Origin of the sequence: Paraburkholderia sp. UYCP14C (genome assembly GCF_004197395.1) — a bacterium.
Taxonomy (GTDB): domain Bacteria; phylum Pseudomonadota; class Gammaproteobacteria; order Burkholderiales; family Burkholderiaceae; genus Paraburkholderia.
Genome location: NZ_SELS01000002.1, coordinates 245,825 through 268,419 on the forward strand (window position 1 = coordinate 245,825; position 22,595 = coordinate 268,419).

The following is a 22,595-nucleotide window of genomic DNA, read 5'->3' on the forward strand; positions in this document are numbered from 1 at the left end:
GCGTGTCTCCATCCAGGTTTTGTTGAATTGGCGCGGATGGCGGCGGCTTCGTGGGCTGCTCGCTGCTCCGGCATGGCGCGGAGTCTCGCAAGCGGAAATCAATTTCTCAAATACCAGGCGGGTGGCTTGCTGCGACGCAACATTGCAGCTCGACGAGCAGCTAACCGCTCGCAGCGCTTGGTTTAACGAGGGTTATCGTTTTGTCAGGCGAGCGAGGCGCGCGTGGCCGTGCTGCGATTTCGCAAGTTTCGGGTCGCTTTTTCGATAGGCCGCGTGGGCGGTGTTGGCGACCGTCGGTGGAGCGGAGATGATTCCTATATGAGTCTTAAGAGCCCTTCGCGGCTCATGAGTCACGCATCGTTTCGCCCACCTGAGCCGCGCTCATTCGAGCGTGAGCCGCGCGCGGATCGCCGGCAGCATGTGCTCGACCGCCGCGCGCCCTTCCTCGATGGCCGGCGCCGCGCGATGAAAATCGAAGATGCCCATGCCGCCCAGGCGCGGCTGGATCAGGATATCGGCCGGTTCGCCCGCGAGCCGGCTGCGCGAGATGCGCACCTGCATGATGTCGATGCTTTGCGCGATCGAACTCAGCATCGACGGCACTTGCGCGCTCGGTTTCGGCGGCACGCGCACGTCGTCGGTGGCGCTCGCTTCTGCTGGCGCGAGCCAGCGCGGCCACGGCTTGCCGTTGCGGCGCAGCGCGACGGGCTGCGGCGCGGTGGGATCGAGCGCGGGCGTTTCGATGACCGGGCCGCCGAAGTCGCGGCCGTTCAGGATGTCGTTGTTCAGATCGATCGCGATCACGCAGTCCGCGCGCATGCCGCGCGCGACCGACACCGGCACCGGGTTGCTGAGGCCGCCGTCGACGAGCCACACGCCGTTGTGCCACACCGGCGTGAAGATGCCCGGAATCGCAATCGACGCGCGCACCGAGTCGATCGTGCTGCCGTCCTGCAGCCAGATTTCGCGGCCCGTGTCGAGTTCGGTCGCGACCGCCGCGAACGGGATGTCGAGTTGCGCGATCGAGCGGCCGCCGAATTTGTCGGCGAATAGCTGGATCACCTTGCGCCCGCCGAGCAGGCCGCCCGAGATGCGCAGATCGAGCAGCCGCACCACGGTCTGCCACGTGAGACGCGACACCCACTCCTCGAGCCAGTCGAGATCGCCGTTCGCATAGACCGCGCCGACCAGCGCGCCGATCGACGTGCCGCACACGACGTCGGGCTTGATGCCCGCGTCCTGCAGCGCGCGAATCGCGCCGATATGCGCCCAGCCGCGCGCGGCGCCGCCCCCCAACACCAGCCCGATCCGGCTGTATCGACGTCGACGTATCATACCTACCCCGCTCTGTCGGACCGCTGATGCGGCCGCCTTCTGATCGAAATTTCCCCCGCCTATCGCCCGCGAATCACGTCCGAGCGCGACGTGGTGTACACCCTCTGGCTCTGGTCGAAGTGAACGTTGAAGATGCCCTCTTCGGTCACGCCGCCCTCCCGCCACTTCCAGCTCCACACGGTTTCCGGCTTCAGCGGAAACACCGCGACCTGTCCAGGTTTGCCGAGCAAGCGGCGCACCTCGTCCTCGGTCATGCCGGAGCGGATCTTCGCGAAGTTGGCTGCGGTCAGCACCTGCGTGATCGCCTGCAGCTTGCCGTCGCGATCGACGTCGACCATGTAGGTGTTGAGGCCCTGCGGACCGCGCGGATATTCGAAGCGCTTCGAGCCGTCGGTGAAGGTGCGCGCGGTTTCGGGCTTGCCCATCTGGTCGACGATTTGCGCCTCGGTCGTGACGCCGGGCGTCAGGTCCTTGAGCAGCAACGCGTCCGGTTTGACGGCGTTGAAAAAGTCCTTGAGTTTTTGCACGGCTTGATCGCTCTGCTGTTGGTCGCAGCCGGTCAGCGCAAAGCACGCGATCAGCAGCGTGACGCCCAGCGGTTTGAGGCTCACTTCGGTTCCTGTCCGGATGCGCGGGATCTGCCTTCGCCGCGCATGGCCGGTCTGTAGTGTGTACTACAAGGATAACCGCGCCCGCGGAAAACCGCGAGTCGCGCAGACACGACAAGTGCGGCTACGCACGTAACGTGTTGCGCGCAGCGCTAAACGATCGACAGGGGATCAAGCGGGATGGTGGGTACGCCAGAAGCAAAAAGGCGACGCTGTTCACAGCGTCGCCATGTCGGTCGATATGATCAACCGGAAGTGACGGCGGCCCTCGTTGGCCGCCTTGCGCGAAGCACCCTGGACGACGCGCAGCGGTCTGTTCCAAACGAAGCGATGAGCAACCTTGGCTGCTCACCTTGCGCCATCGCCGAATGACAAACCGCTGCCTTTTATGGCCGCCCTGGTCCCTCGATAAGCCTTCCTGATCTCGCTAATTTAAACGCATTGGCGGCATTCTACGAGAGCGCGTTTACACCGAATCGGCAGAAGATTCTGCGCGCGGCAACAGGGGCGCCGGACCGCCGGATCCCCGGATGCCGCCTGGTCAAATCACGCGAAAGCCGTGCGTGCCGTCGCGCGCGAGTTGTGCGACGAGCCCATGCTCCCATTCCAGATACGCGCTCATCGCTTCGCGTGCGTTCTCCGTGCCCTCGTACGGCCGCTGATAACGATCGATGCGTGGCGACGCCATTCGCGTGCCGCCCGACTCCACGGGCAGGCCCGCGTCGATCCACGCGATCGTGCCGCCGCGCAGCACCTGCACCGGCCGCCGGGTCGCCGCGGCGAGTTCCGGCGCGACGAAGCGCGCGATCACGTCGCTGCCGCAGGTGAGCACATAGCGCTTCGCGTCGGGCAGCGTACGCAGCGCATCGGCGAGCTGGCTGCGAATCACGAACCACGCGCCCGGGACATGCCGCGTCAGATAGTCCGCGCTGCTCGTGAAATCGAGCACCACGGTACCCGGCGACTGCAGCAGCGCGGCGAGCTCGGCCGGCGCGATGTCGTCGACGTCGGGCGGCGTGACCGCGTAACGCGCGGGCGGCGCCATGCCCTTCTCGGCGAAATCGGCCGCCGTCAGGCCGTCGACCACGTACGCCTCGACGTTCATCTGCGCGAGCCACGACGCGGTCATGTTCGCGCGCACGCCGTCGTTGTCCGCGAGGATCACGCGCGCGCCGCGCACCGTCACGAACAGGTCGGTTTCCTGCACGAGCTGGCCGCCCGGCGCACTGCGAAAACCAGGCACGTGGCCCGCCTCGTATTCCTCGGGCGTACGCACGTCGAAGCGATACACGGTGCGCACCGCTTCGTCGGCCCAGCGACGCGCTTCATCGCGCGAGGTGCGGCGCACGCGCGCCCGATCGGCGACCGCGCGCGCGCCTTCGGCCGCGGCGAGACGGGAAGCGTCGTCGACCCCGCCTTCGACGCGCCGCGAGCTGCCATGAGCGAGCGGCTGACCGGCGAGCGTCCAGCCCATCGTGCCGTTGCGCAGCGCCGCGACTGGATTCGGCACCCCCGCATTGATCAGCGACTGCGCGCCGATGATGCTGCGCGTGCGCCCCGCGCAATTGACGATGATGCGCGTGGCCGGATCCGGCGCGAGCTGCCGCGCGCGCAACACCAGCTCCGCGCCCGGCACGCTGATGCTGCCGGGGATGTTCATGGTCTGAAACTCGTCGAAGCGGCGCGCGTCGAGCACGACGACATCGGCCTCGCGATCGAGCAGCGCCTGCACCTGCTGCGCGGACAGCGACGGCGTATGACGCACGCTTTCAACCAGTTCGCCGAACGCCTTGCTCGGCACGTTGACGTCCCTGAACAACTCGCCGCCCGCTTCGCGCCAGCCTTGCAGGCCGCCTTCGAGCAATGCGACGTTGGTATAGCCGAGTTCGGTGAGACGCTCGGCCGCGCGCCTCGCGAGGCCCTCGCCGGCATCGAACACGACGATCGGCAGCGCCGGGCGCGGCAACCGAACCGGCGCGTCGAGTTCGAGCCGCGACAGCGGCAGATTGGCGGCAAACAACGGATGGCTGCGCGCGTGCGGATCTTCCTCACGCACGTCGACGAGCGCGATCTCCTCGCGGTCGAGCAAGGCGTGGCACACGTCCTGGTATGACCGGGTACGAAATTCTTTGACGACATTCATGGGATCAGGAACTCCTTCGCTTCATTCCAGATTTCCGGCAACGGGTCGCGTTGCCGCGTCGATACTTAACCGTACACTCGAATTCCGATTGGCGCACGGTCACTCGCTGGATTACTTATTCGAGCGCACTGCGAATGCGATGCACCTGCCGCTCGAACACGCTACGCAAGCGCAATTTCCGCGCCACGCGCCGCTCCTTACCAAATCTTGCCGACCCTTCGGCCGACATGGGCATCGCCGCGCCGCCAGCAGAAATGCCGTCGCTTTGCCACAATGCCCCATCGCGCGAAAGCGCCGCTCATCGCAATCAACAGACAATGATCCCCTTCTCGGTTCTCGATCTCTCGCCGGTCACCGCGGGCGCCACGCCTGCGGACGCATTCAGGAACACACTGTCACTCGCGCAACACGCGGAAAAGCTGAACTACAAACGCTACTGGCTCGCCGAGCATCACAACATGACCGGCATCGCGAGCGCGGCGACCTCGGTCGTGATCGGCTACGTGGCCGGCGGCACCAACACGATTCGCGTCGGCTCCGGCGGCATCATGCTGCCGAACCATGCGCCGCTCGTGATCGCCGAACAGTTCGGCACGCTCGCGTCGCTGTATCCGGGGCGGATCGATCTCGGCCTCGGCCGCGCGCCCGGCACCGATCAGACCACTTCCCGCGCGCTGCGCCGCGATCTGCAGGCGAGCGCGGAGACCTTCCCTGACGACGTCGTCGAACTGCAACGGTATTTCGCCGAACCGGTCGCGGGCCAGCGCATTCGCGCGGTGCCGGGCGCGGGCCTCAACGTGCCGCTGTGGCTGCTCGGCTCGTCGCTGTACAGCGCGCAACTGGCCGCGGCGCTCGGGCTGCCGTTCGCGTTCGCGTCGCACTTCGCGCCCGATTACATGATGACCGCGCTGCAGGTGTATCGCTCGCAGTTCCGGCCGTCCGCGACGCTGGCGAAGCCCTACGCGATGGTCGGCGTCAATCTGTTCGCCGCCGACACGAACGATGAAGCCGCGCGGCTGTTCACGTCGCTGCAGCAACAGTTCATCAATCTGCGGCGCGGCACGCCGGGGCAATTGCAGCCGCCGGTCGAGCGGCTCGAAGCCTCCGAGATGGAGTTGAACAACGTCGCTCGCGCACTCTCGTGCACCGTGCTCGGCGATCGCGACGCAATCCGCGAAGGTCTGCAATCGATCATCGAGCAGACCGGCGCGAACGAGTTGATGCTGACCGCACAGATTTACGATCACGAAGCGCGGCTGCGCTCGTTCGAGATCGGCGCCGAGGTGCGCGATGAACTGATGGCGGCCAACTGAGCGGTTCGCGAACCGATCGGCCGACACGGCAACGCACGAAAAAAGGGCGGCTCATCGCGAGCCGCCCTTGTCTTTTTGCACCGAGTGGGGTCAGGCCGGACGCTTCGGCCCCGGCGTGAGATCTAGAAGGCGCTCTTTATCACGCCCCCGTCGGCCCGCAACGCAGCTCCCGTCGTGGCCGACGAAAGCGGACTCGCGATATAGGCCACGAGCGACGCGACTTCCTGCGGCGAACCAAATCGCTTGATCAGCGATGTGGGACGGACCTTCTCGAAGAACTCTTTTTCGAACGCTTCAAACGATTTGCCGTCGGCCTTTGCAAGGGTCTCGACGAATTCACCCACGCCGCGCGATTTCGTCGGCCCCGGCAGCACGCTATTGACGGTGATGCCCGTGCCGGCAACGGCTTCGGCGAGCCCGCGCGAGACCGCCAGCTGCGCGGTTTTCGTCACACCGTAGTGGATCATTTCGGCTGGAATCTGCACCCCGCTCTCGCTCGAAATGAAAATGATGCGCCCCCAGTTGGCCCGCTTCATCGCGGGCAAAAACAGGCGAGCGAGGCGTACCCCACTCAGCACATTGACGTCGAAGAACCGCTGCCAGTCCGCGTCGGGGATCTCCTCGAACGGCTTGGGCTCGAAGATGCCCAGGTTGTTGACCAGTATTTCCACGTCCGGATAGCGTCGCGCCAGTTCTTCCGCTGAAGCGGCGGTGCTTAGATCGCCCGCAAATCCCAACACGTCGCCGCCCGTCTCCGCTTTCAGCTGCGCGACCACGTCGTCCACAGATGACTGGGAGCGGCCGTTCACGATCACACGAGCGCCCTCCTGCGCCAACGTGCTGGCGATAGCGTGACCGATGCCGGCCGTGCTGCCGCTCACCAGTGCGAGTTTGCCTGTCAGATTCAGGTCCATGGGTGATTTCCTTTCAATGGATGAAGTAAGAGCGGCGGCAGCGGGTCTTGAACGCCGCATGCCGCCAGCAGGTTCACGTGCGGGTAATCGATGCGCCACCATCGACCAGTGAGGCGGTGCCGGTCACGAAGGACGAATCGTCCGACGCGAGATACAGCACCGAACGCGCCAGTTCTTCCGGCCTGGCGACGCGCTTGAGCGCATGCAGCCCGGTCACGAATGCCTGCGATTCGTGGCTGTCGTTCATGCCGCGATACATCTCCGTGTCCACCGCGCCCGGCAACACCGCGTTGACGCGCACGCCTTGCGCGCCGTACTCGGCAGCGAGTGCCTGCGTGAGGCCGATCAGGCCGGACTTGCTCGCCGCGTAGGCCGCAGTGCCGGGAAACGCGAACGAGTAACCGACGAACGTCGACGTGAAGATGATCGATCCACCACCTTGCTTCAGCATTTCGGGAATCTGGTGCTTCGCTCCGAGGAAGGCACTGGTCAGATTGGTCGCCAGCGCGGCGCTCCAGCCGGCTTCGGAAATGCCGGTGCTCGGGCCCATCTCGCCAAGCGTACCGGCGTTGTTGTAGGCGATGTCCAGACGGCCGAAGCGGCTCACTGCGAGTGCGACCAGCGCCTTCGCGAAGTCCTCCGATTGCACGTCGCCGGCGAGATACACGGCTTCGCCGCCTTCGCTGGCTATCTCTGCGACAAGGGTTTCGAGTTCTGCCGCGCGGCGCGCCGCGATCACCACCTTGGCGCCTTCCTTCGCGAACAGCTTCGCGGTAGCGCGGCCAATTCCTGAGCTTGCACCCGTCACGATGGCGACCTTTCCCGTCAAGCGTTGCATGTTCTTCTCTCCTGATCCATTTGGTTGGCCAGTGCCCTATGCGTTGGCCGGTGAAAGGAATATAGGCTTCAGTCCTGATGGCGGAAAGGTCAAAAACATGGTCCTATCGGTCAGCTTTTGTGAACGATAGGAGGGCTTGCATGGACCGCCTGCGCGCCTTCGAGGTTTTCGTGACGGTGGTGAGCCGTGGTGGTTTTGCGCGCGCAGCGGATGCGCTCGGCACGTCGCCCGCCAACGTGACCCGCTATGTGAACGAGCTGGAAGCGCACCTGGGCACGCGCCTGCTGAATCGAACGTCGCGCACGCTGTCTCTGACCGAGGGCGGCGAGACCCTTTACGCCCGCTGCAAGTCCATCCTCGACGATGTCGCCGAGACCGAGGGGCTCGTGTCATCCGCGTCGGTCGAACCACGCGGACGCCTGCGCATCAATGCGCCCGTGAGCTTTGGGATTTTGTATCTGGCGCCGCTATGGCCCGAGTTCATGCGGAAATATCCTGGCATCGAACTCGACGTGGGGCTGATCGACCGCGTCGTCGATATCGTCGATGAAGGCTACGATCTCGCCATTCGCATCTCGCGCGCCGGCTCGACTAGCCACGCGGCGCGTAAGCTCGCGACATCGCAAAACATTCTGTGCGCGTCGCCGGCCTATCTGGCTCGCGCCGGAGTTCCGACGGCGCCTACGGACCTGATCGGGCATCGCTGCATCGGGTACACCTATGCGGCCACCGGCGACGAGTGGCAACTGATCGACGCTGGCGGCAAGACTCACGCGGTGAGGGTGGACTGTCGCATGCATACGAATAACGGCGATACGGCGCGCGCGGCAGCGCTCGCCGGGCAAGGCGTGATCTGGCAACCCACGTTCCTGATCGGCAACGATCTACGCGCCGGCACGCTGGTTCAGGTGTTGCCTGAGTATCGCCTGCCCGACATCGACATACTCGCCATGTACCCGAGCCGTCGACACCTGAGCGCCCGAGTGCGTGTGATGATCGATTTTCTGGTCGATGCGTTTGGTGGGGTGCCCCCTTGGGATCGGCATGGCAACGGCCCGCCCTGAGTCACGGTTCCGCGCGCGGGAGTAACACTGAAAAAATCGTCTCCGTCTCATCGGAGCGCGTTTCGATTGCACCGTGGTGGGCCTTGGCGATTTCGCTTGCGATGTACAAACCCAGTCCAAGGTTGCCCGCCATCTCGTCTTCGTTCTGGCGGTTTGGCCCCCGAATCAACGGATCGAAGATGTGAGCCAGGGTTGCGGACTCGATCGCCGCACCATGGTTGCAGACGTCGATGCGGACCTGTGTTGCATCACCGGTCACCGTCACGCGCACAGGAGTGTCCGGCGCCCCATACTTGATGGCATTGAGCACAAGGTTGCCCAGCAATTGCTGCAGGCGCTGGCTGTCCCAGACCCCCTTCAGATCACCGGTCACCTGTAACTCGATCTGCCTGTCGGGGTGAGTGGCACGCAACGCGTCCAGTTCGTCAGAAAGCACATCCGCGAGATTGACATGCGTGGGCGCGACGCTGATGCCCAAGCCCAGTTGGGTTCGGTTGAATTCGGTCAGGTCATCGAGCAATGCCTGCATCCGGGCCCCGCTGCGGATCAGGCGGCCAGCCGCCGTGGATACCTGCTCTCCGGCATTCAGAGCGGCCAGATACGATGCGGTGACCTTGATCGCCTGCAGTGGGCTGCGCATGTCGTGCCCCAGCATGCCAAGCAGGAGGTTACGGTTCTGCTCGATCTGCGCATTGAACGAGGTGACCGATTCGGCCAGCGCCTGATCGATCGCTTCATTGAACCGAATGACATCATCGAAGTGCGGAGCTTCGGGCACGCAATCGTCCATCCACAAGCGCAGCACGCTTGCACGCAGCGCGCGATATTCGGCGGCGAGCTGGTTCACACTGAAGCCGGCACGAGCCCTCAGAAATCCATGCGTTCGCGCGGCTGATTCGGTCACGCCGACGAGACCGGAGCCTTGGCCCCATGACTTTGCGTGTTGGGCGTCCCGGCTTTGCGGTGTTTGCAAGTCTGTTGCTACGGCGAGCAGCACTTGCTGTGCCTCTTCGCGTAGCTCCATCGATCCCATTCTTGTCGCCGCTGGCGTGAGGGTGGCGGCGAACGCCTCCCAGTGCTCGAGTATCGGCTCGATGTCTCGCAAGATAAAGTCTGCAAGTCGCACGTCCGCGTCTCCAAACGGTAAATGGGCGGCTGCCGGAGGCAATCAGCCAAGCTATGTTACGCGCAAATGGGTGACGGACTTGAATCGAAGGAGCGTTCCAGATGACGACGGGCGATGTCGCGGCAGCCCACTCCGGCTTCGAACCGGCATCTGCTTGAAATCTGTGTGGGACCCGGAATAACCTCGCATCTGACGGGTTCACTCCAACGAGACACCTGTTCGTCACAACGGGAGAACGATCTTGCGTACCCCAAGTCCTCGTAGCGTGCGGACGATCCTGAGCGTCGTCGTTGTCCTGGCGATCTCCGCGTTTTGCGACTCGCCTGCCGTCACTGCCGGCATACAGACCGACGCTACGTCCAACGAAGCTCCATTCCTGGCGGAGAACGATGCCGCCATGACAAGGATGATGGATGGCATGTCGACGAGACCGACAGGCGACGTCGATCGCGATTTTGTCGAAATGATGGTGCCTCACCATCAAGGTGCCATCGACATGGCGCAGGCCGAACTGCGTTACGGACACAACGAACAGTTGCGCCGCATCGCGCAGGAGATCGTCGTCGAGCAACAACAGGAAATCGTCGCGATGCGCGTCGCACTCGGACAACCATTGCCGCCACCAGCCCCCGCGCCGGACCAGCAAAAGCCCGCTTCTCTCCCGGCTGCCCCTGCCCACCCCGCATCCGACCACGGCATGCAAATGAACATGCCGAACCCCATGCAAGAGGAGCAACCATGAAACGCTCATCGAGAATCACCATCGGGTTGTCTGCAGCCGCGCTGATGGCAGCGCAGTTCGCCTGGGCTGGGCAGGCCCCTGGATCGCAGTCCGATCCTGACATTCAAGTCAGCCACCACGATCGCGTGTACGCGGCCGAGCAGTTTTCGAACACGGTGTCGGTGATCGACCCGGCCGACAACAAGCTGCTCGGCCTGATTCGCCTCGGCGATCCGTCGCCGGGCAATTTCAGTCCGTTGTACAAAGGTCAATTACTCGTGCATGGCATGGGATTCTCGCCGGACCATCGCACGATTGCGGTTGTCTCGATCGGATCGAACTCGGTTTCATTCATCGACACGCAGACTAACGCCGTCAAGCACGTCACCTACGTCGGCCGCTCGCCTCACGAGGCCTTCTTCACTCCCGATGGCAAGGAGGTCTGGGTGACCGTGCGAGGCGAAAACTATGTGGCGGTACTCGACGGGAACACGTACGAGGAGAAAGCACGCATTACCGTCCCGGCTGGCCCCGGCATGCAGATATTCTCACCGGACGGGAAGTATGGTTATGTCTGTTCGTCCTTCAACCCGGAGACTGAGGTGGTGTCCGTGGCCGACCACAAGATCGTCGGCACGGTCAGGCAGGGCAGCCCCTTCTGTCCCGACCTGGCGGCGACGCCCGACGGCAAGCAGGTCTGGTTCACGCTCAAGGACACCGGCAAGGTTCAGGTGTTCGATGCGAGGCCGCCATTCGCGCTCATCACTACACTGGACACGGGCCCGATCACGAATCACGTGAACATCGTGCATAACGCCAATGGCACGTTCGCGTACGTCACCGTTGGTGGCCTGAATGTGATCAAGGTGTTTCGAACCGATAACTTCTCGCAGGTCGCGACGATCCCTGTCGGCAACCTGCCGCATGGGCTATGGCCGTCGGGGGATGGCAGCCGCATCTATGTCGGGCTCGAGAACGCCGATGCGATGACTGCGATCGACACACTGACCAACACGGTCATCGCGACTGTGCCCATTGGCCAGGCGCCGCAGGCTGTCACCTATGTGCCGAACGCGGTGCCGGAAGGTGATGGTACGCAGAACCTGCAGGCACTCGGTCTGGCTGGTCAGAGCGTCCACATCGCACTGGTTCCGGTGGGGTCGAACAGGACGGCGGATGCCGCCAACCCACCTACGACTGTCGCGTTGTTCGACCAGGGGCTCGTGCAGGTTCTCCAGGCCGCTGTGACCGGTCTGCAACCGAAGCAGCCCTACGTACTCGGTCTTGCTGATAAGCCGGATGGCTCGGGTGACATCCAGGTGCTTGCGAATTTCATGTCCAATCCGGCCGGCTCGGCGATCGTCAATGCTCTCGGCCAGATTCGCCAACTGGTCACACCGGGAGTGAGCACCGCCGCAGACAAGCGCCGCTATCTCGTGGTCGCCCCCCAGGTGGCGGGTAAGCCAGGGGCTCCCGTGCAAGTGCAGTCGCTGTAAGCGGGTCCGTCGTTAGACTGGCCGGTTCCTGAGTGGAACCGCCGCCCGAACGTCTGAGCCACAGTGCGAACGAACGACGCTTCATGGCCGCACTGAGCAGGACGGCGTGACGCTTTTACCCGACGCGTCGACCTCGATCCCCCAGTCGCCGTGCTCGAGCCAGTCATCACCGAGCAGTTCCATCGGATGCTGGGCGCGGCTCTGTCCGTTGCCGCAGCGCATATCGTCGGCCGGGCAGTAGTGGTCGCAGCCCCAGCACACGCGTTCCGGGTGCAGCGGATGAATGGGAAATTTCTTGGCCATGATGTCGTCCCCGGGCGATCACGGAAGCTCGCCCAGCCACAATTGTCTTCTTTGCGCGGCCCAGTAACAGATGGCAGAGTGTCGCGGCCCGCGCTGAGCGTTGCGACTGGAGGCGAAAACAAGGCGATGTCAGCGATTTTCCAACTTCGTTCGGCTAAGTGATGGCCGCGCCCAAACTCGCATGATCGCGATTCACGTGGGAATGCGCTTTACGCAGATCACGTCCGAATGGCATGACATCTGCATAGTGTGCTGCAAGCAGCCGGCCGCTTGAATGCCTCTACAACCCTTTCCTTCAAGGAGACACGCCATGAACACGCTGACCATCAACGACATCCCAAACTCAGCCGAGCTCGATCACGAGGAGATGACCCAAATTCAGGGCGGCCGGATGAAACTACCCGGCCAGCACGTCGGCTCGATCCTCACGACCGCTGATGGCGACCCGGTCGGCGTCTATGTCGACGGCGTGCTGCAAAACTCCGTTACCGACGGCTTCTACCACGGCTGACAGCAACGAGGCGCGCAGCTCTGCGCGCCCGCTGCACTCATAGCTCCGATTCGATCGGCAGCAGGCCCAGGAACCAGATGCTTGCACGCTGCGTAAATGAAGTCCCCGGCTCCGTGTCGAATTCCGTCACCGTTCCGTTCTCGGCTGTATCGATCCAGACGATGTGGTGCCTGCCGTTCGCATCGGTACGTTGCTCGACTCGCCAGGCAATCACGTCCAGGTTCGGCTCGACGTCATCGATCACCTGGCCGGCAAGCGCCGGACTGTAGCAAAGCACGCCTATCTCCGTATTCAGATGGCTCGAGCGAGGATCGAGATTCATCGAGCCGATGAAAACGCTTTGTCTGTCGAAGACATACGTTTTCGCATGCAACGAGGCCTTTGAAGAACCGAAGTACCTGTGTTGCGCTTTGGCCTTGCCCGAACCGGTCGGCTTCAGCTCGTAAAGCCGTACGCCCGCCGTCAGCAGATCCTCGCGATAGTGTTGATAACCCGCATTCACTGCGACGACGTCGGTGGCGGCCAGCGAGTTGGTCAACACCGTAACCTTGACCCCGCGCGCGGTCTGTTCGCGTATCCATGCGACGCCCGCTTTCCCTGGCACGAAGTAAGGCGAGATGATCAGCATTTCGTGCTCGGGCTTGAGGTTCAAGGCCGCAAACCGCGTCATCAGGTGGCCCTCCGGATCGTTCGGATCACGGGTGACCTTGGCCGGATCGTCGTACAGGAGCGTGGCTTGTCCCCATGAGAAATCGACGTTGCCCGCTGCGAGCATCCTGGCCATCCGCTGCCGGGCTTCAATGATGTATGGCGAGTCATGCTGCGATTTGATGTACTCGTTCAATTTCGCGCGGTAGCCCGCCAGCGCGGACGGATCCGCCTGATGTCCCATCAGTTGCTCGATCGCATACGACGATTGCGCATTCCAGAACTGGTCGAAGGCATGGGAAACGTCGCGGACAACCGGACCGTGCACCAGCACGTCGAGATCGCCCATCACGACGACCTTCGATGCGCCGAAGTATTCGTCGCCGATATTGCGTCCGCCGAGAATGGCGGCTTCGTTGTCCGCGATCATCGCCTTGTCGTGCATGCGCCGATCGACGCGGGAAAATTCGAGAGCAGCCGCGAGCGACTTGAAGTGACGGCTCGCGACCGGGTTGAACAGCCGTATCTTCATGTTCGGATGCGAGCTGAGTGCGAGCAGAACCTGATCGTCGGCGTTCGTCCCGAGGTCGTCGAGCAGGACGCGCACACGTACGCCCCGGTCGGCCGCTGCGAGCAGCGCTGCCGCGAGTTCGCGGCCCGTCAGATCGTCGTGCCAGATGTAGTACTGAAGGTCGAGCGAGCGCTCGGCCGCTTCGGCGAGCACCACGCGCGCCACGATCGCGTCGACCGGGTCCTCCAGCAGATGAAATGCGCTATTGCCCGGATGGCTTTGCTCTTCGGGCGTGAAGATCACGCCGAGCCGGGTGGATTCCGTGTTTTGAAGCGCAAAGGTGGGAGTGCGGTTGCTCTGCGGCGGCAGACTCGCGCACGCGGCCAACAGGAACACGAGAACACTTGCGGCGAGACCCTGTAGCTTTGTCATGTCCACACTCCGTCGAGATGTCGATCGGGATCAGGCTTGGTGTCGTGGCGCAGCATGCGGTGATGGAGCGGCTGGCTCACGTGGTTTTCAAATCGCTCGCTCTGTGATTCAGGTGCAATCCTGCGTGATTCTCACCTCCGATGCGCTATAGAAGAGCGGGAGAAAGTTGGGAGAGTGTAATTCCTGGGGCGCGGTTGCGATTCACTCGACAATGCGCTCACGGCAATAGCGCGGTCCCCTACTTCTGCAAGCAGCTACATGCAGATCCCGCGTTCCCTTGGCAAGTGCTATGCCATGTCAATAGCGGCGGCACCTCGCGCGATGGCTCGACAGCTGTAACAAAGATTCCTCACAAAAATGCATGCCGGGGACTATTTTCCATGTGCAGAGTTCGGCGGCAGCGAGCGCTGGTTTTGCGGTCGGGCCAGCTGAGGGCAAAAGCGGCTTATCCCTTTTCGCGAGGCGCATATGACATCCATTTTCAAACGACTATCGCGTTCTGCTTCCCGGGGCTTTGCAAGCGGCAGTGTCATCGCGCTCACTTGCGCGATCGTCCCAGGCGCCCAGGCGAAACCGCCGCTCGGCCCCCTGGTCCAGGTGGCCGCGGGTGATCCGTTCAGCGGATGCACTGCCGACCAGCTCAACGCGCAGCAATCCGCATTCGGAAGCGTCCTTTATCCAGCCACATTGATAGAGCCATGGGTCGCGGCCGACCCGACCGACACGTCGCGCCTCCTCGTCGGTTACCAGCAGGACCGCTGGGACGACGGCGGCTCACGCGGACTCGCCGGCGTCGTTTCCACGGATGCGGCCGGCAGTTGGACCAGTTCGATCCCAACCGGCGTGACGAAGTGTACTGGGGGTGCATTCCGTCGTGCCTCCGATCCCTGGGTCGACTTCGCTCAAGACGGCACGGCCTTCTTCCTGTCGTTGGTGTTGGACCCGATGAAGCCGACAACTCCGTTTGGGGCGCGCAATAGTGCGCTGCTGGTTAGCCGTTCCGTCGACCACGGCGCGACCTGGCAAGCTCCGGTGACGCTGATTCGCACCAACTCGCCGCATGCGCTCAACGACAAGGACTCGCTCACCGCCGATCCGACGGCGAACGGTTACGTCTATGCAGTGTGGGATCAACTGAGCGTTTTCCCGCCCAGCCAGGCCGGCGATCAGTTGCTCGCGGGAAACGATGGTGTCGAAATCGCGCGCCAATTACGTAACGGTTCAGCGGGCGGCGCCCCGTCCTTCAAGTTCAATTTCACCGGCCCCAGCTTCCTCTCGCGATCCACCGACAACGGCGTGACATGGAGCACGGCCGCTCCGATCTACCAACCGGGCACGAATGCGCAGACGATCGACAATATCGTACGGGTGTTGCCCAATGGGACCCTGCGCGACTTCTTCACTGCGATCAATGTCACATCGTTCGGTCTCAGCATCGGCTATATATCGTCCAGCGATAAGGGCGCGAGCTGGAGCGCGCCGACGTTCGTCAACGATATCCACGTGCGCGCAGCGGGCGTGGTCACTCCGGACACCGGCCAGCCGATACGCGATGCCTCCATCCTCTACAGTGTCGCTGTCAACCCGGTCTCGGGGGCAATCTATCTCGCGTGGCAGGATAATCGCTTTTCGACAGCCACCTGCACCACGCCCGGTGCGGGATCCATCGCGATCGGCGGGATCGTCTTCAGCGAGTCGGAGGACGGTGGGACCACCTGGTCGACGCCGGTGATGATCAACCAGACGCCGGTCAATGCCGCGAATCCGTGCCGTCAGCAAGCCTTCATCCCCGCGGTGGTGGCGTCGGGCGACGGCAGTACGGTCGTGGTGACCTACTACGACTTTCGCAACGACACGAATACGCCTGCCGGCTTCGAGGCCACGGACTATTTCGCGGTCTTCTGTCCGGCCTCGTCCAATTGTAAGAGCGCCGCTGACTGGGGCAACGAGGAGCGACTGACCACGGCCTCGTTCAACATACTCAATGCTCCCGTGGCGCGCGGCCATTTCCTCGGCGATTACATGGGTCTGACCGCTAGCGGGTCCACGATCGTGTACCCGGTTTTCGGCGTAGCCACGGGTCCCAACGTGACGGCCGAATTCACCCGACAGATCTCAGGCTTGCCTTGAGCGCAACCGGCGGCGGCCTAGGGGTCGCCGCCTCGGTTGGCAATTGCCGTTGAGTCCGAGCAGCAAATAGGCCGGCCACGGGTCGCCTCAGTAACAGCGATCCTCGATAGTGGCGAGCGACGCAGGAACAGGCTCGCGGGACAGAATCCCGTTTGAACGATCAACGGTTCTCCGGTACCGCTGCCAATCCGTCCAGCAGCGCCTTATGAAACGCGTCCGGGTCCTGCATCTGCGGCGCGTGTCCGAGCCCCGCGAATTCCACAAGCGTCGCATGCGGAATCGCCTTCGCGGCCGCGCGGCCCAGTTCCGGGTAATGACCGAGCTTCGCGCGCACTTCGGGCGGCGCGGCGTCCTTACCGATCGCGGTGGTGTCCTTCTGGCCGATCAATAGCAGCGCCGGCATGCTGAGCTGCCCAAGCTCATAAACGACCGGCTGCGTGTAAATCATGTCGTACAGCAGCGCCGAATTCCACGCGACGATCTGCTTGCCCGGCCCGCGGTACATGCCCGCGAGCATCTGCACCCACGGTTCGTAGTCCGCCCGCCATTGCCCCGCGTAATAGGTCGCCTGTTCGTAGCGGCGGATACCATCGGCGGTGGTCTTCAGTTCCCGCTGATACCACTGGTCGACCGATAGCGACGGCACGCCCTTCGCCTTCCAGTCCTCGAGTCCGATCGGGTTCACCAGCACCAGTTGCTGCGTTTCGCGTGGATACATCAGCGCATAGCGGACGGCGAGCATGCCGCCGGTCGAATGGCCGACCACCGTCACGTCGCCAACGCCGAGCGAGGCGAGCAGCGCGTGCGTATTGCGTGCGAGTTGCTGGAAGCTGTACTGGTAATGCTCGGGCTTGCTCGATTTGCAAAAACCGATCTGATCCGGGGCGATCACCCGATAGCCGGCATCGCTCAGCCGTCGAATCGTCGCGTCCCACGTCGCCGAGCAGAAATTTTTGCCGTGCAGCAACACCACGGTGCGGCCGTTCGCATGCGCCGGCTTCACGTCCATGTAGGCCATCTGCAAAGACACGCCCTGCGACGTGAATTCGAAGCGTTCGACCGGCGCCGGATAGTTGAAGCCCTGCAGTTCCGGACCGTAGGCCGGGCCGGCATCGTCGGGCGAGGACGCGGCCGCGGCGCTCGCGGCAGCCGGGCTCGCTTCGCTCGCCGGCGTGGCGGCCGCCGCGACAGACGCCGCGCACAGCAAGGCACAGGCGCAGACACTCGACAGGGCAAGCAGGAACGGGCGGCGAAGATTCATCGGGATGCTTTGAAAAAAAACGCAACAGGGAACGCGCGGAGCGCACGATTCTACGATGCACCGCCGAACTCTGGCGCCAGCCGCGCATCGCGGGCCGGCGCCCGGCCGCGGCAATGTGGCACGCATATTGCGCCGTCCCGGATCGGGGCCCCGTTCGCGTACGACCTGGCGATCAATGTGTTGCGCCGCACCGAAAAACGCGCCGTAACAGGCGATCGTTCGGGATGGTCCGCTACGCGGCCCCCGCAATAAACATTATTCGCTCGCGTCCAATCGGTGCTAGAACTGACTGACGAACCCGCGAAAACAGGCAGCGAAGAACGGCAACGCGGCACGACTGCCAGGCAGCCCAAATCATCAGCGGAGAGGACGCGACCAGATCATCCGGGGGTATACCAATCAGGCAACCATCTTGCATAAGATCGGCGTGAGTGCTGACGGGCCCACGCCGATCGACAGGAGACAAATATGAATACTCCGGCACGGCTGAACGACTTACAGCGCACTACCCTCGCGATCGTCCTCGCCGGCGGACGCGGCACCCGGCTCGGGCCGCTCACGAACAAGCGCGTGAAGCCGGCGGTGCACTTCGGCGGCAAATACCGGATCATCGACTTTGCGCTGTCCAATTGCCTGAATTCCGGCATCCGCCGCATCGCGGTGGTCACCCAGTACAAGGCGCATTCGCTGCTGCGGCATCTGCAACGCGGCTGGAGTTTCCTGCGCGGCGAGATGGGCGAGTTCATCGACCTGTGGCCCGCGCAGCAGCGCGTCGAAGGCGCGCACTGGTATCGCGGCACCGCCGACGCGGTGTTCCAGAACCTCGACATCATCCGCTCGATCCGCCCGAAATACGTGGTCGTGCTCGCGGGCGACCATATCTACAAGATGGACTACACGCGCATGATCGCCGATCACGCGGACAGCGGCGCCGACTGCACGGTCGGCTGCATCGAGGTGCCGCGCATGGACGCGGTCGCGTTCGGCGTGATGGCGGTCGACGAAAATCGCCGCGTGACCGGCTTCGTCGAAAAACCGGCCGACCCGCCGGCGATCCCCGGCCGCCCCGACACGGCGCTCGCCAGCATGGGCATCTACGTGTTCAACGCCGACTACCTGTACACGCAGCTCGAAGAGAACATCGCCGCGATCGATACCGATCACGACTTCGGCAAGGACATCCTGCCGCGCGTCGTCACCCAGGGCGTGGCGATCGCGCATCCGTTCAGCATGTCGTGCGTGTCGTCGGACCCGAGCGTCGAGCCGTACTGGCGCGACGTCGGCACGATCGACGCGTACTGGGCCGCGAACCTCGACCTCGCGTCGACGATCCCGACGCTCGACCTGTACGACGAGTCATGGCCGATCTGGACCTACCAGGAGCAGTTGCCGCCCGCGAAGTTCGTACGCGACATGAAGGGGCTGCAGGGCTCGGGCAACAATCTGATCGTCTGCGGCGGCTGCGTGATCTCGGGTTCGCAGATTTCGCGCTCGGTGCTGTCGTCGAACGTGAAAGTGAGTTCGTTCTGTAATATCAATGAGGCAGTCTTGTTGCCGCAGGTCACGGTCGGCGCGAGTTGCCGGCTGCAGAAGGTCGTGATCGACCGTGGCTGCACGATTCCGGAAGGTACGGTGATCGGCGAAGACCCGGCGCGCGACGCCGAGCGCTTCTATCGCACCGACGAAGGCGTCGTGCTGGTCACCCAGGAGGCATTGCGCAATCATCCGAAGTAGCGCGTGCGCCGCAGGCCCGCGCCGGCGGTCGCGCGCCGCCGGCCGCGCGTGGCCTCGCTTCACCCTGCTTCACCCGCATCACCGCGGAGTATTTGCCAACCCCGAGCAACCCTGCCACCCCGACAGAGACCCGGCCTATGACGATTCGCGCCCTGCACGTCGCAAGCGAGCTGTATCCCCTCCTCAAAACGGGCGGTCTCGCCGACGTCGCCGGCGCGCTGCCGTCCGCGCTGATCGAGCGCGGCGCCGACGTACGGGTGCTGCTGCCGGGCTTTCCGGCCGTGCTCGCCGGCCTGCACGATCTGCAGCCGGTGGCGCAACTGGGCAGCCGCTTCGGCGCGCCGAACGTGACGCTCGAACGCGGCACACTGCCCACCAATGGGCTCGCCGTCTACGTGATCCGCGCCGCGTCGCTGTACGACCGGCCCGGCAACCCGTATCTGAACGACGAACACGTGCCGTATCACGACAACGCGCAGCGTTTCGCGCTGCTCGGCTGGGTCGCCGCGCAACTCGCGCAGCAGTTGGACCCGACGTGGTCGCCGCAGATCGTCCATGCGCACGACTGGCACGCGGGGCTCGCACCCGCCTATCTGAAGGCCGCCGAGCGCGAGCACGGCCGCGCACTCGCACGCAGCGTGTTCACGATCCACAACCTCGCCTACCAGGGGATCTTTCCCGCGCATCAGTTCGGCCTGCTCGGCTTGCCGCACGATTTCTTCAACATGCACGGCGTCGAATTCTATGGACAGCTGTCGTTCCTGAAGGCGGGGCTCTACTACAGCGACCGCATCACGACCGTCAGCCCGACCTATGCACGCGAAATCCAGACGCTGCTGCACGGCGGCGGGCTCGATGCGCTGCTGCGCCATCGCTCGCACGATCTGAGCGGAATCCTGAACGGCGTCGATTACACGGTGTGGAATCCCGCCACCGATGCACTGCTCGCGTCGCGCTACAACGCATCGCGGCTGGCCGGCAAGCTCGCCTGCAAGGAAGCATTGCAAAAGCGCTTCGGCCTCGCGCAGAAAAGCGACGCGCTGCTGTTCGGCGTGGTGAGCCGGCTGACCGAGCAGAAGGGCCTCGATCTGCTGCTCGGCGCGGTGCCCGAGATCGTCAAGCGCGGCGGTCAACTGATCGTGTTCGGCACCGGCGATCCGGCGCTCGAGAACGGCCTGAAAATGGTCGCGCAGGCGCATCCGGAGTCGGTCGCGGTCGAGCTCGGCTTCGACGAAACGCTCGCGCATACGATCATCGCCGGCAGCGACGTGGTCGCGGTGCCGTCGCGCTTCGAGCCGTGCGGGCTCACGCAGCTCTATGCGCTCGCCTATGGGTCGCTGCCGCTCGTGCACTGCGTCGGCGGTCTTGCGGATACGGTCGCCGATGCGTCGCTCGAAAACCTCGCCGACGACTTCGCCACCGGCTTCGTGTTCGAACGCTTCGATCCGAAGGGACTCGCGGGGGCGATCCGCCGCGCGTTCGCGCTCTACGCGCGCCGCACCGAATGGAAGGCCACGCAGCGGCGCGCGATGCGCCAGGACTTCCGCTGGGGCGCGTCGGCCGAGCGCTATCTGGAGTTGTATCGCGAGCTCGTCTGAAGCATCGGCCGCGGGCGGAACTGTCAGGATTCGTCAATCTTCAGGCGCGTTTGATGGTTCGACGCAACAGCACGGGGACGGATCGACTCGCGGCCGTGAAACTCCTGTATCGTTTGCTGACTTGCCGACTATGCAGTTCGTGTGTTTTTCCTGCACCATCTGTATCAGGCATGTCTGCCGCGCGGCGCCAGGGCCATCGGCTCGCACGCGCGGGCCTCCCCTTCCTGATTTGTTGATCGCGCATGACCGGTTGCGCGAGCCTTACCATGACGAAAAACGTTCTGAGCATTCAGTCCCATGTCGTGTTCGGTCACGCCGGCAATAGCGCGGCCGTGTTTCCGATGTGCCGGCTCGGCGTCAACGTGTGGCCGCTCAACACCGTGCAGTTCTCGAATCACACGCAATACGGGCACTGGAGCGGCAGCGCGATCGAAGCCTCGCAGATCGAAGAGCTCGTCGACGGCATCGGCGCGATCGGCATGCTGCCGCGCTGCGACGCGGTGCTGTCGGGCTATCTCGGCACGACGGAACAGGCGCGGGCGGTGATCGAAATCGTCAAGGCGGTGAAGGCGGTCAATCCGCGCGCCTGGTACTTCTGCGATCCGGTGATGAGCGCCGCGGGCGGCTACAAGGCCGAGCCGGGCATCCAGGAATTCCTCGTGCGCGAGATGCCGGCGGTCGCCGACGCGATCGCGCCGAATCACATCGAATTGCAGCGCCTCGTCGGCCGCGAGATCGAGACGTTCGAGGAAGCGGTGACCGCGTGCCGTGAAATACTCGCGCGCGGACCGAAGCTCGTGCTCGTCAAGCATCTGCTCGATCGCAACAGTCTCGCCGATCGCTTCAACATGCTTGTCGTCACCGAGCGCGAAGCGTGGATGGGACAGCGCCCGCTCTATCCGTTCGCGCGCCAGCCGGTCGGCGTCGGCGATATGACGAGCGCGGTGTTCGTCGCGCGCACGCTGCTCGGCGATTCGATCCGCGAGGCCTTCGAGCACACGCTCGCCGCGGTCAACGCGGTCGTCAAGGCGACCTGGCAGGCCGGACGCTATGAACTCGAACTCGTGGCGATGCAGAATGAAATCGCCCAGCCGCGCGAGTGGTTCGATGCGTGGGTCGCGGAGACGGCGTAGTTTCCGTCAGCGCGTCGCCCCCTGGTGAGCGCTCTGGCCAGCGCCGCGCCGGCCGCCGTCCTATAATGCGTGCCGCGTGGACCAGGGCTTGCGCCCGCGCTCCACGGCATTTTCAGCATCCGGCATATAGCAGACGAGGCATCGATGGACGGTCATATCCGCAGCGAGCGGGAAGAATTTTTTGAGCAGTTGTGCATCAGCGTCGATGCGGACGAAGCGCACGAACAGGAAGCGATCGAGTACTTCGAGAACCAGTTCGACCAGCCCGACTTCGATCCCGCGCAATGGCTCGATATCGCGCTCTACTACTCGCCCGCGGTCGCGAGCGGCATCGTCGACATGGTGACGGCCGACGACAAGGCACGCAGCAATATCGCCGAAATCATCGCCGACAATCTCGACATCTCCTACGGCGAGGACGAGTGCCAGCAGTTCGCCGAGACGATCGAATTCGCGCTGAACAACGGCGTGCCGGTCGATCTCGACGTGGTGCTCGACGGCTGCCAGCGCGCGATCGATGATCTCGACACGTGGGCCGACGAAGACACCAAGGCGCCGCTTTTGCGTCTGCGTGAAGAACTGCTGCGGCAGCAAGGCGAGCGCTAGGCAAACGGCTCGAATCTCTCCGCGCATAACGCAACAACCCCGCAACCCGCAACTCCGCACCACCGGCCGGCGCGCTCGCGCCGGCTTCTTAAGCATATGCCGTAATCCGCAGCACAGGCGGACCTTCGCACGGCACGCCAGCTTGCATCCCTCACGCACGCTCCATGTGC

Annotated in this window: 19 protein-coding genes; 10 read left to right on the plus strand and 9 right to left on the minus strand. The window is 63.9% G+C overall.

The window, feature by feature from the left end; all coding sequences use genetic code 11:
• Positions 1-381 precede the first annotated feature (381 nt).
• The 3 genes from EVC45_RS02820 to EVC45_RS02830 all read right to left on the minus strand — a co-directional run bounded on the left by EVC45_RS02820 (position 382) and on the right by EVC45_RS02830 (position 4,086).
• Positions 382-1,335: a patatin-like phospholipase family protein gene (locus tag EVC45_RS02820; RefSeq protein ID WP_129956512.1), complete on the minus strand. Its 954-nt coding sequence runs from the start codon at positions 1,333-1,335 to the stop codon at positions 382-384.
• 59 nt (positions 1,336-1,394) lie between these two features.
• On the minus strand, positions 1,395-1,946 hold the full coding sequence (gene bamE, locus EVC45_RS02825; protein ID WP_129956513.1) for an outer membrane protein assembly factor BamE: 552 nt from the start codon (positions 1,944-1,946) through the stop codon (positions 1,395-1,397).
• Between the two features lie 538 nt (positions 1,947-2,484).
• Positions 2,485-4,086 (minus strand): rhodanese-related sulfurtransferase, encoded by a 1,602-nt coding sequence (locus EVC45_RS02830; protein ID WP_129956514.1) that lies wholly within the window; start codon positions 4,084-4,086, stop codon positions 2,485-2,487.
• Between the two features lie 317 nt (positions 4,087-4,403).
• Between EVC45_RS02830 and EVC45_RS02835 the strand changes: the two genes are divergently transcribed.
• Positions 4,404-5,399 (plus strand): LLM class flavin-dependent oxidoreductase, encoded by a 996-nt coding sequence (locus tag EVC45_RS02835; protein ID WP_129956515.1) that lies wholly within the window; start codon positions 4,404-4,406, stop codon positions 5,397-5,399.
• A gap of 122 nt (positions 5,400-5,521) precedes the next feature.
• On the opposite strand, the gene EVC45_RS02840 is transcribed toward EVC45_RS02835, so the two are convergent.
• Positions 5,522-6,313, minus strand: coding sequence for an SDR family NAD(P)-dependent oxidoreductase (locus EVC45_RS02840; protein ID WP_129956587.1), 792 nt, complete (start codon positions 6,311-6,313; stop codon positions 5,522-5,524).
• 73 nt (positions 6,314-6,386) lie between these two features.
• On the minus strand, positions 6,387-7,151 hold the full coding sequence (locus EVC45_RS02845; protein WP_129956516.1) for an SDR family oxidoreductase: 765 nt from the start codon (positions 7,149-7,151) through the stop codon (positions 6,387-6,389).
• A 140-nt stretch (positions 7,152-7,291) separates the two neighbouring features.
• On the opposite strand from EVC45_RS02845, the gene EVC45_RS02850 reads away from it, so the two are divergent.
• On the plus strand, positions 7,292-8,215 hold the full coding sequence (locus EVC45_RS02850) for a LysR family transcriptional regulator (protein WP_129956517.1): 924 nt from the start codon (positions 7,292-7,294) through the stop codon (positions 8,213-8,215).
• Position 8,216: 1 nt separating this feature from the next.
• Here the strand turns inward: EVC45_RS02850 and EVC45_RS02855 are convergent, their stop codons facing one another.
• Positions 8,217-9,341 carry a sensor histidine kinase gene (locus tag EVC45_RS02855; RefSeq protein WP_129956518.1) on the minus strand — a complete coding sequence of 375 codons (1,125 nt, stop codon included), beginning with the start codon at positions 9,339-9,341 and terminating at the stop codon, positions 8,217-8,219.
• 241 nt (positions 9,342-9,582) lie between these two features.
• Here EVC45_RS02855 and EVC45_RS02860 point away from each other — a divergent pair, with 241 nt between their 5' ends.
• Complete coding sequence (locus EVC45_RS02860; RefSeq protein WP_129956519.1) at positions 9,583-10,083, plus strand: DUF305 domain-containing protein; 501 nt, start codon at positions 9,583-9,585, stop codon at positions 10,081-10,083.
• Positions 10,080-11,558, plus strand: coding sequence for a YncE family protein (locus EVC45_RS02865; protein WP_129956520.1), 1,479 nt, complete (start codon positions 10,080-10,082; stop codon positions 11,556-11,558). The genes EVC45_RS02860 and EVC45_RS02865 overlap by 4 nt, the downstream gene beginning before the upstream one ends.
• Positions 11,559-11,639: 81 nt before the next feature.
• On the opposite strand, the gene EVC45_RS02870 is transcribed toward EVC45_RS02865, so the two are convergent.
• Positions 11,640-11,861 carry a DUF3079 domain-containing protein gene (locus tag EVC45_RS02870; protein WP_129956521.1) on the minus strand — a complete coding sequence of 74 codons (222 nt, stop codon included), beginning with the start codon at positions 11,859-11,861 and terminating at the stop codon, positions 11,640-11,642.
• 310 nt (positions 11,862-12,171) lie between these two features.
• On the opposite strand from EVC45_RS02870, the gene EVC45_RS02875 reads away from it, so the two are divergent.
• Positions 12,172-12,372, plus strand: coding sequence for a hypothetical protein (locus EVC45_RS02875; RefSeq protein WP_129956522.1), 201 nt, complete (start codon positions 12,172-12,174; stop codon positions 12,370-12,372).
• 37 nt (positions 12,373-12,409) lie between these two features.
• Here EVC45_RS02875 and EVC45_RS02880 read toward each other — a convergent pair whose 3' ends face one another.
• Positions 12,410-13,963 (minus strand): phospholipase D family protein, encoded by a 1,554-nt coding sequence (locus tag EVC45_RS02880; protein ID WP_129956523.1) that lies wholly within the window; start codon positions 13,961-13,963, stop codon positions 12,410-12,412.
• A gap of 468 nt (positions 13,964-14,431) precedes the next feature.
• Between EVC45_RS02880 and EVC45_RS02885 the strand changes: the two genes are divergently transcribed.
• Complete coding sequence (locus EVC45_RS02885) at positions 14,432-16,093, plus strand: sialidase family protein (RefSeq protein ID WP_129956524.1); 1,662 nt, start codon at positions 14,432-14,434, stop codon at positions 16,091-16,093.
• Positions 16,094-16,253: 160 nt separating this feature from the next.
• Here the strand turns inward: EVC45_RS02885 and EVC45_RS02890 are convergent, their stop codons facing one another.
• Positions 16,254-17,354 (minus strand): alpha/beta fold hydrolase, encoded by a 1,101-nt coding sequence (locus EVC45_RS02890; protein ID WP_129956525.1) that lies wholly within the window; start codon positions 17,352-17,354, stop codon positions 16,254-16,256.
• A gap of 468 nt (positions 17,355-17,822) precedes the next feature.
• Here EVC45_RS02890 and glgC point away from each other — a divergent pair, with 468 nt between their 5' ends.
• From glgC to EVC45_RS02910, 4 genes are all read left to right on the plus strand, one after another.
• Positions 17,823-19,088, plus strand: a complete 1,266-nt coding sequence (gene glgC, locus EVC45_RS02895) for a glucose-1-phosphate adenylyltransferase (RefSeq protein ID WP_129956526.1) — start codon at positions 17,823-17,825, stop codon at positions 19,086-19,088.
• Positions 19,089-19,225: 137 nt separating this feature from the next.
• Complete coding sequence (glgA, locus tag EVC45_RS02900) at positions 19,226-20,686, plus strand: glycogen synthase GlgA (protein WP_129956527.1); 1,461 nt, start codon at positions 19,226-19,228, stop codon at positions 20,684-20,686.
• Positions 20,687-20,952: 266 nt separating this feature from the next.
• Positions 20,953-21,819 (plus strand): pyridoxal kinase PdxY, encoded by an 867-nt coding sequence (gene pdxY, locus EVC45_RS02905; protein ID WP_129956528.1) that lies wholly within the window; start codon positions 20,953-20,955, stop codon positions 21,817-21,819.
• 144 nt (positions 21,820-21,963) lie between these two features.
• Complete coding sequence (locus tag EVC45_RS02910) at positions 21,964-22,425, plus strand: hypothetical protein (RefSeq protein ID WP_129956529.1); 462 nt, start codon at positions 21,964-21,966, stop codon at positions 22,423-22,425.
• The last annotated feature ends 170 nt before the right edge of the window (positions 22,426-22,595 follow it).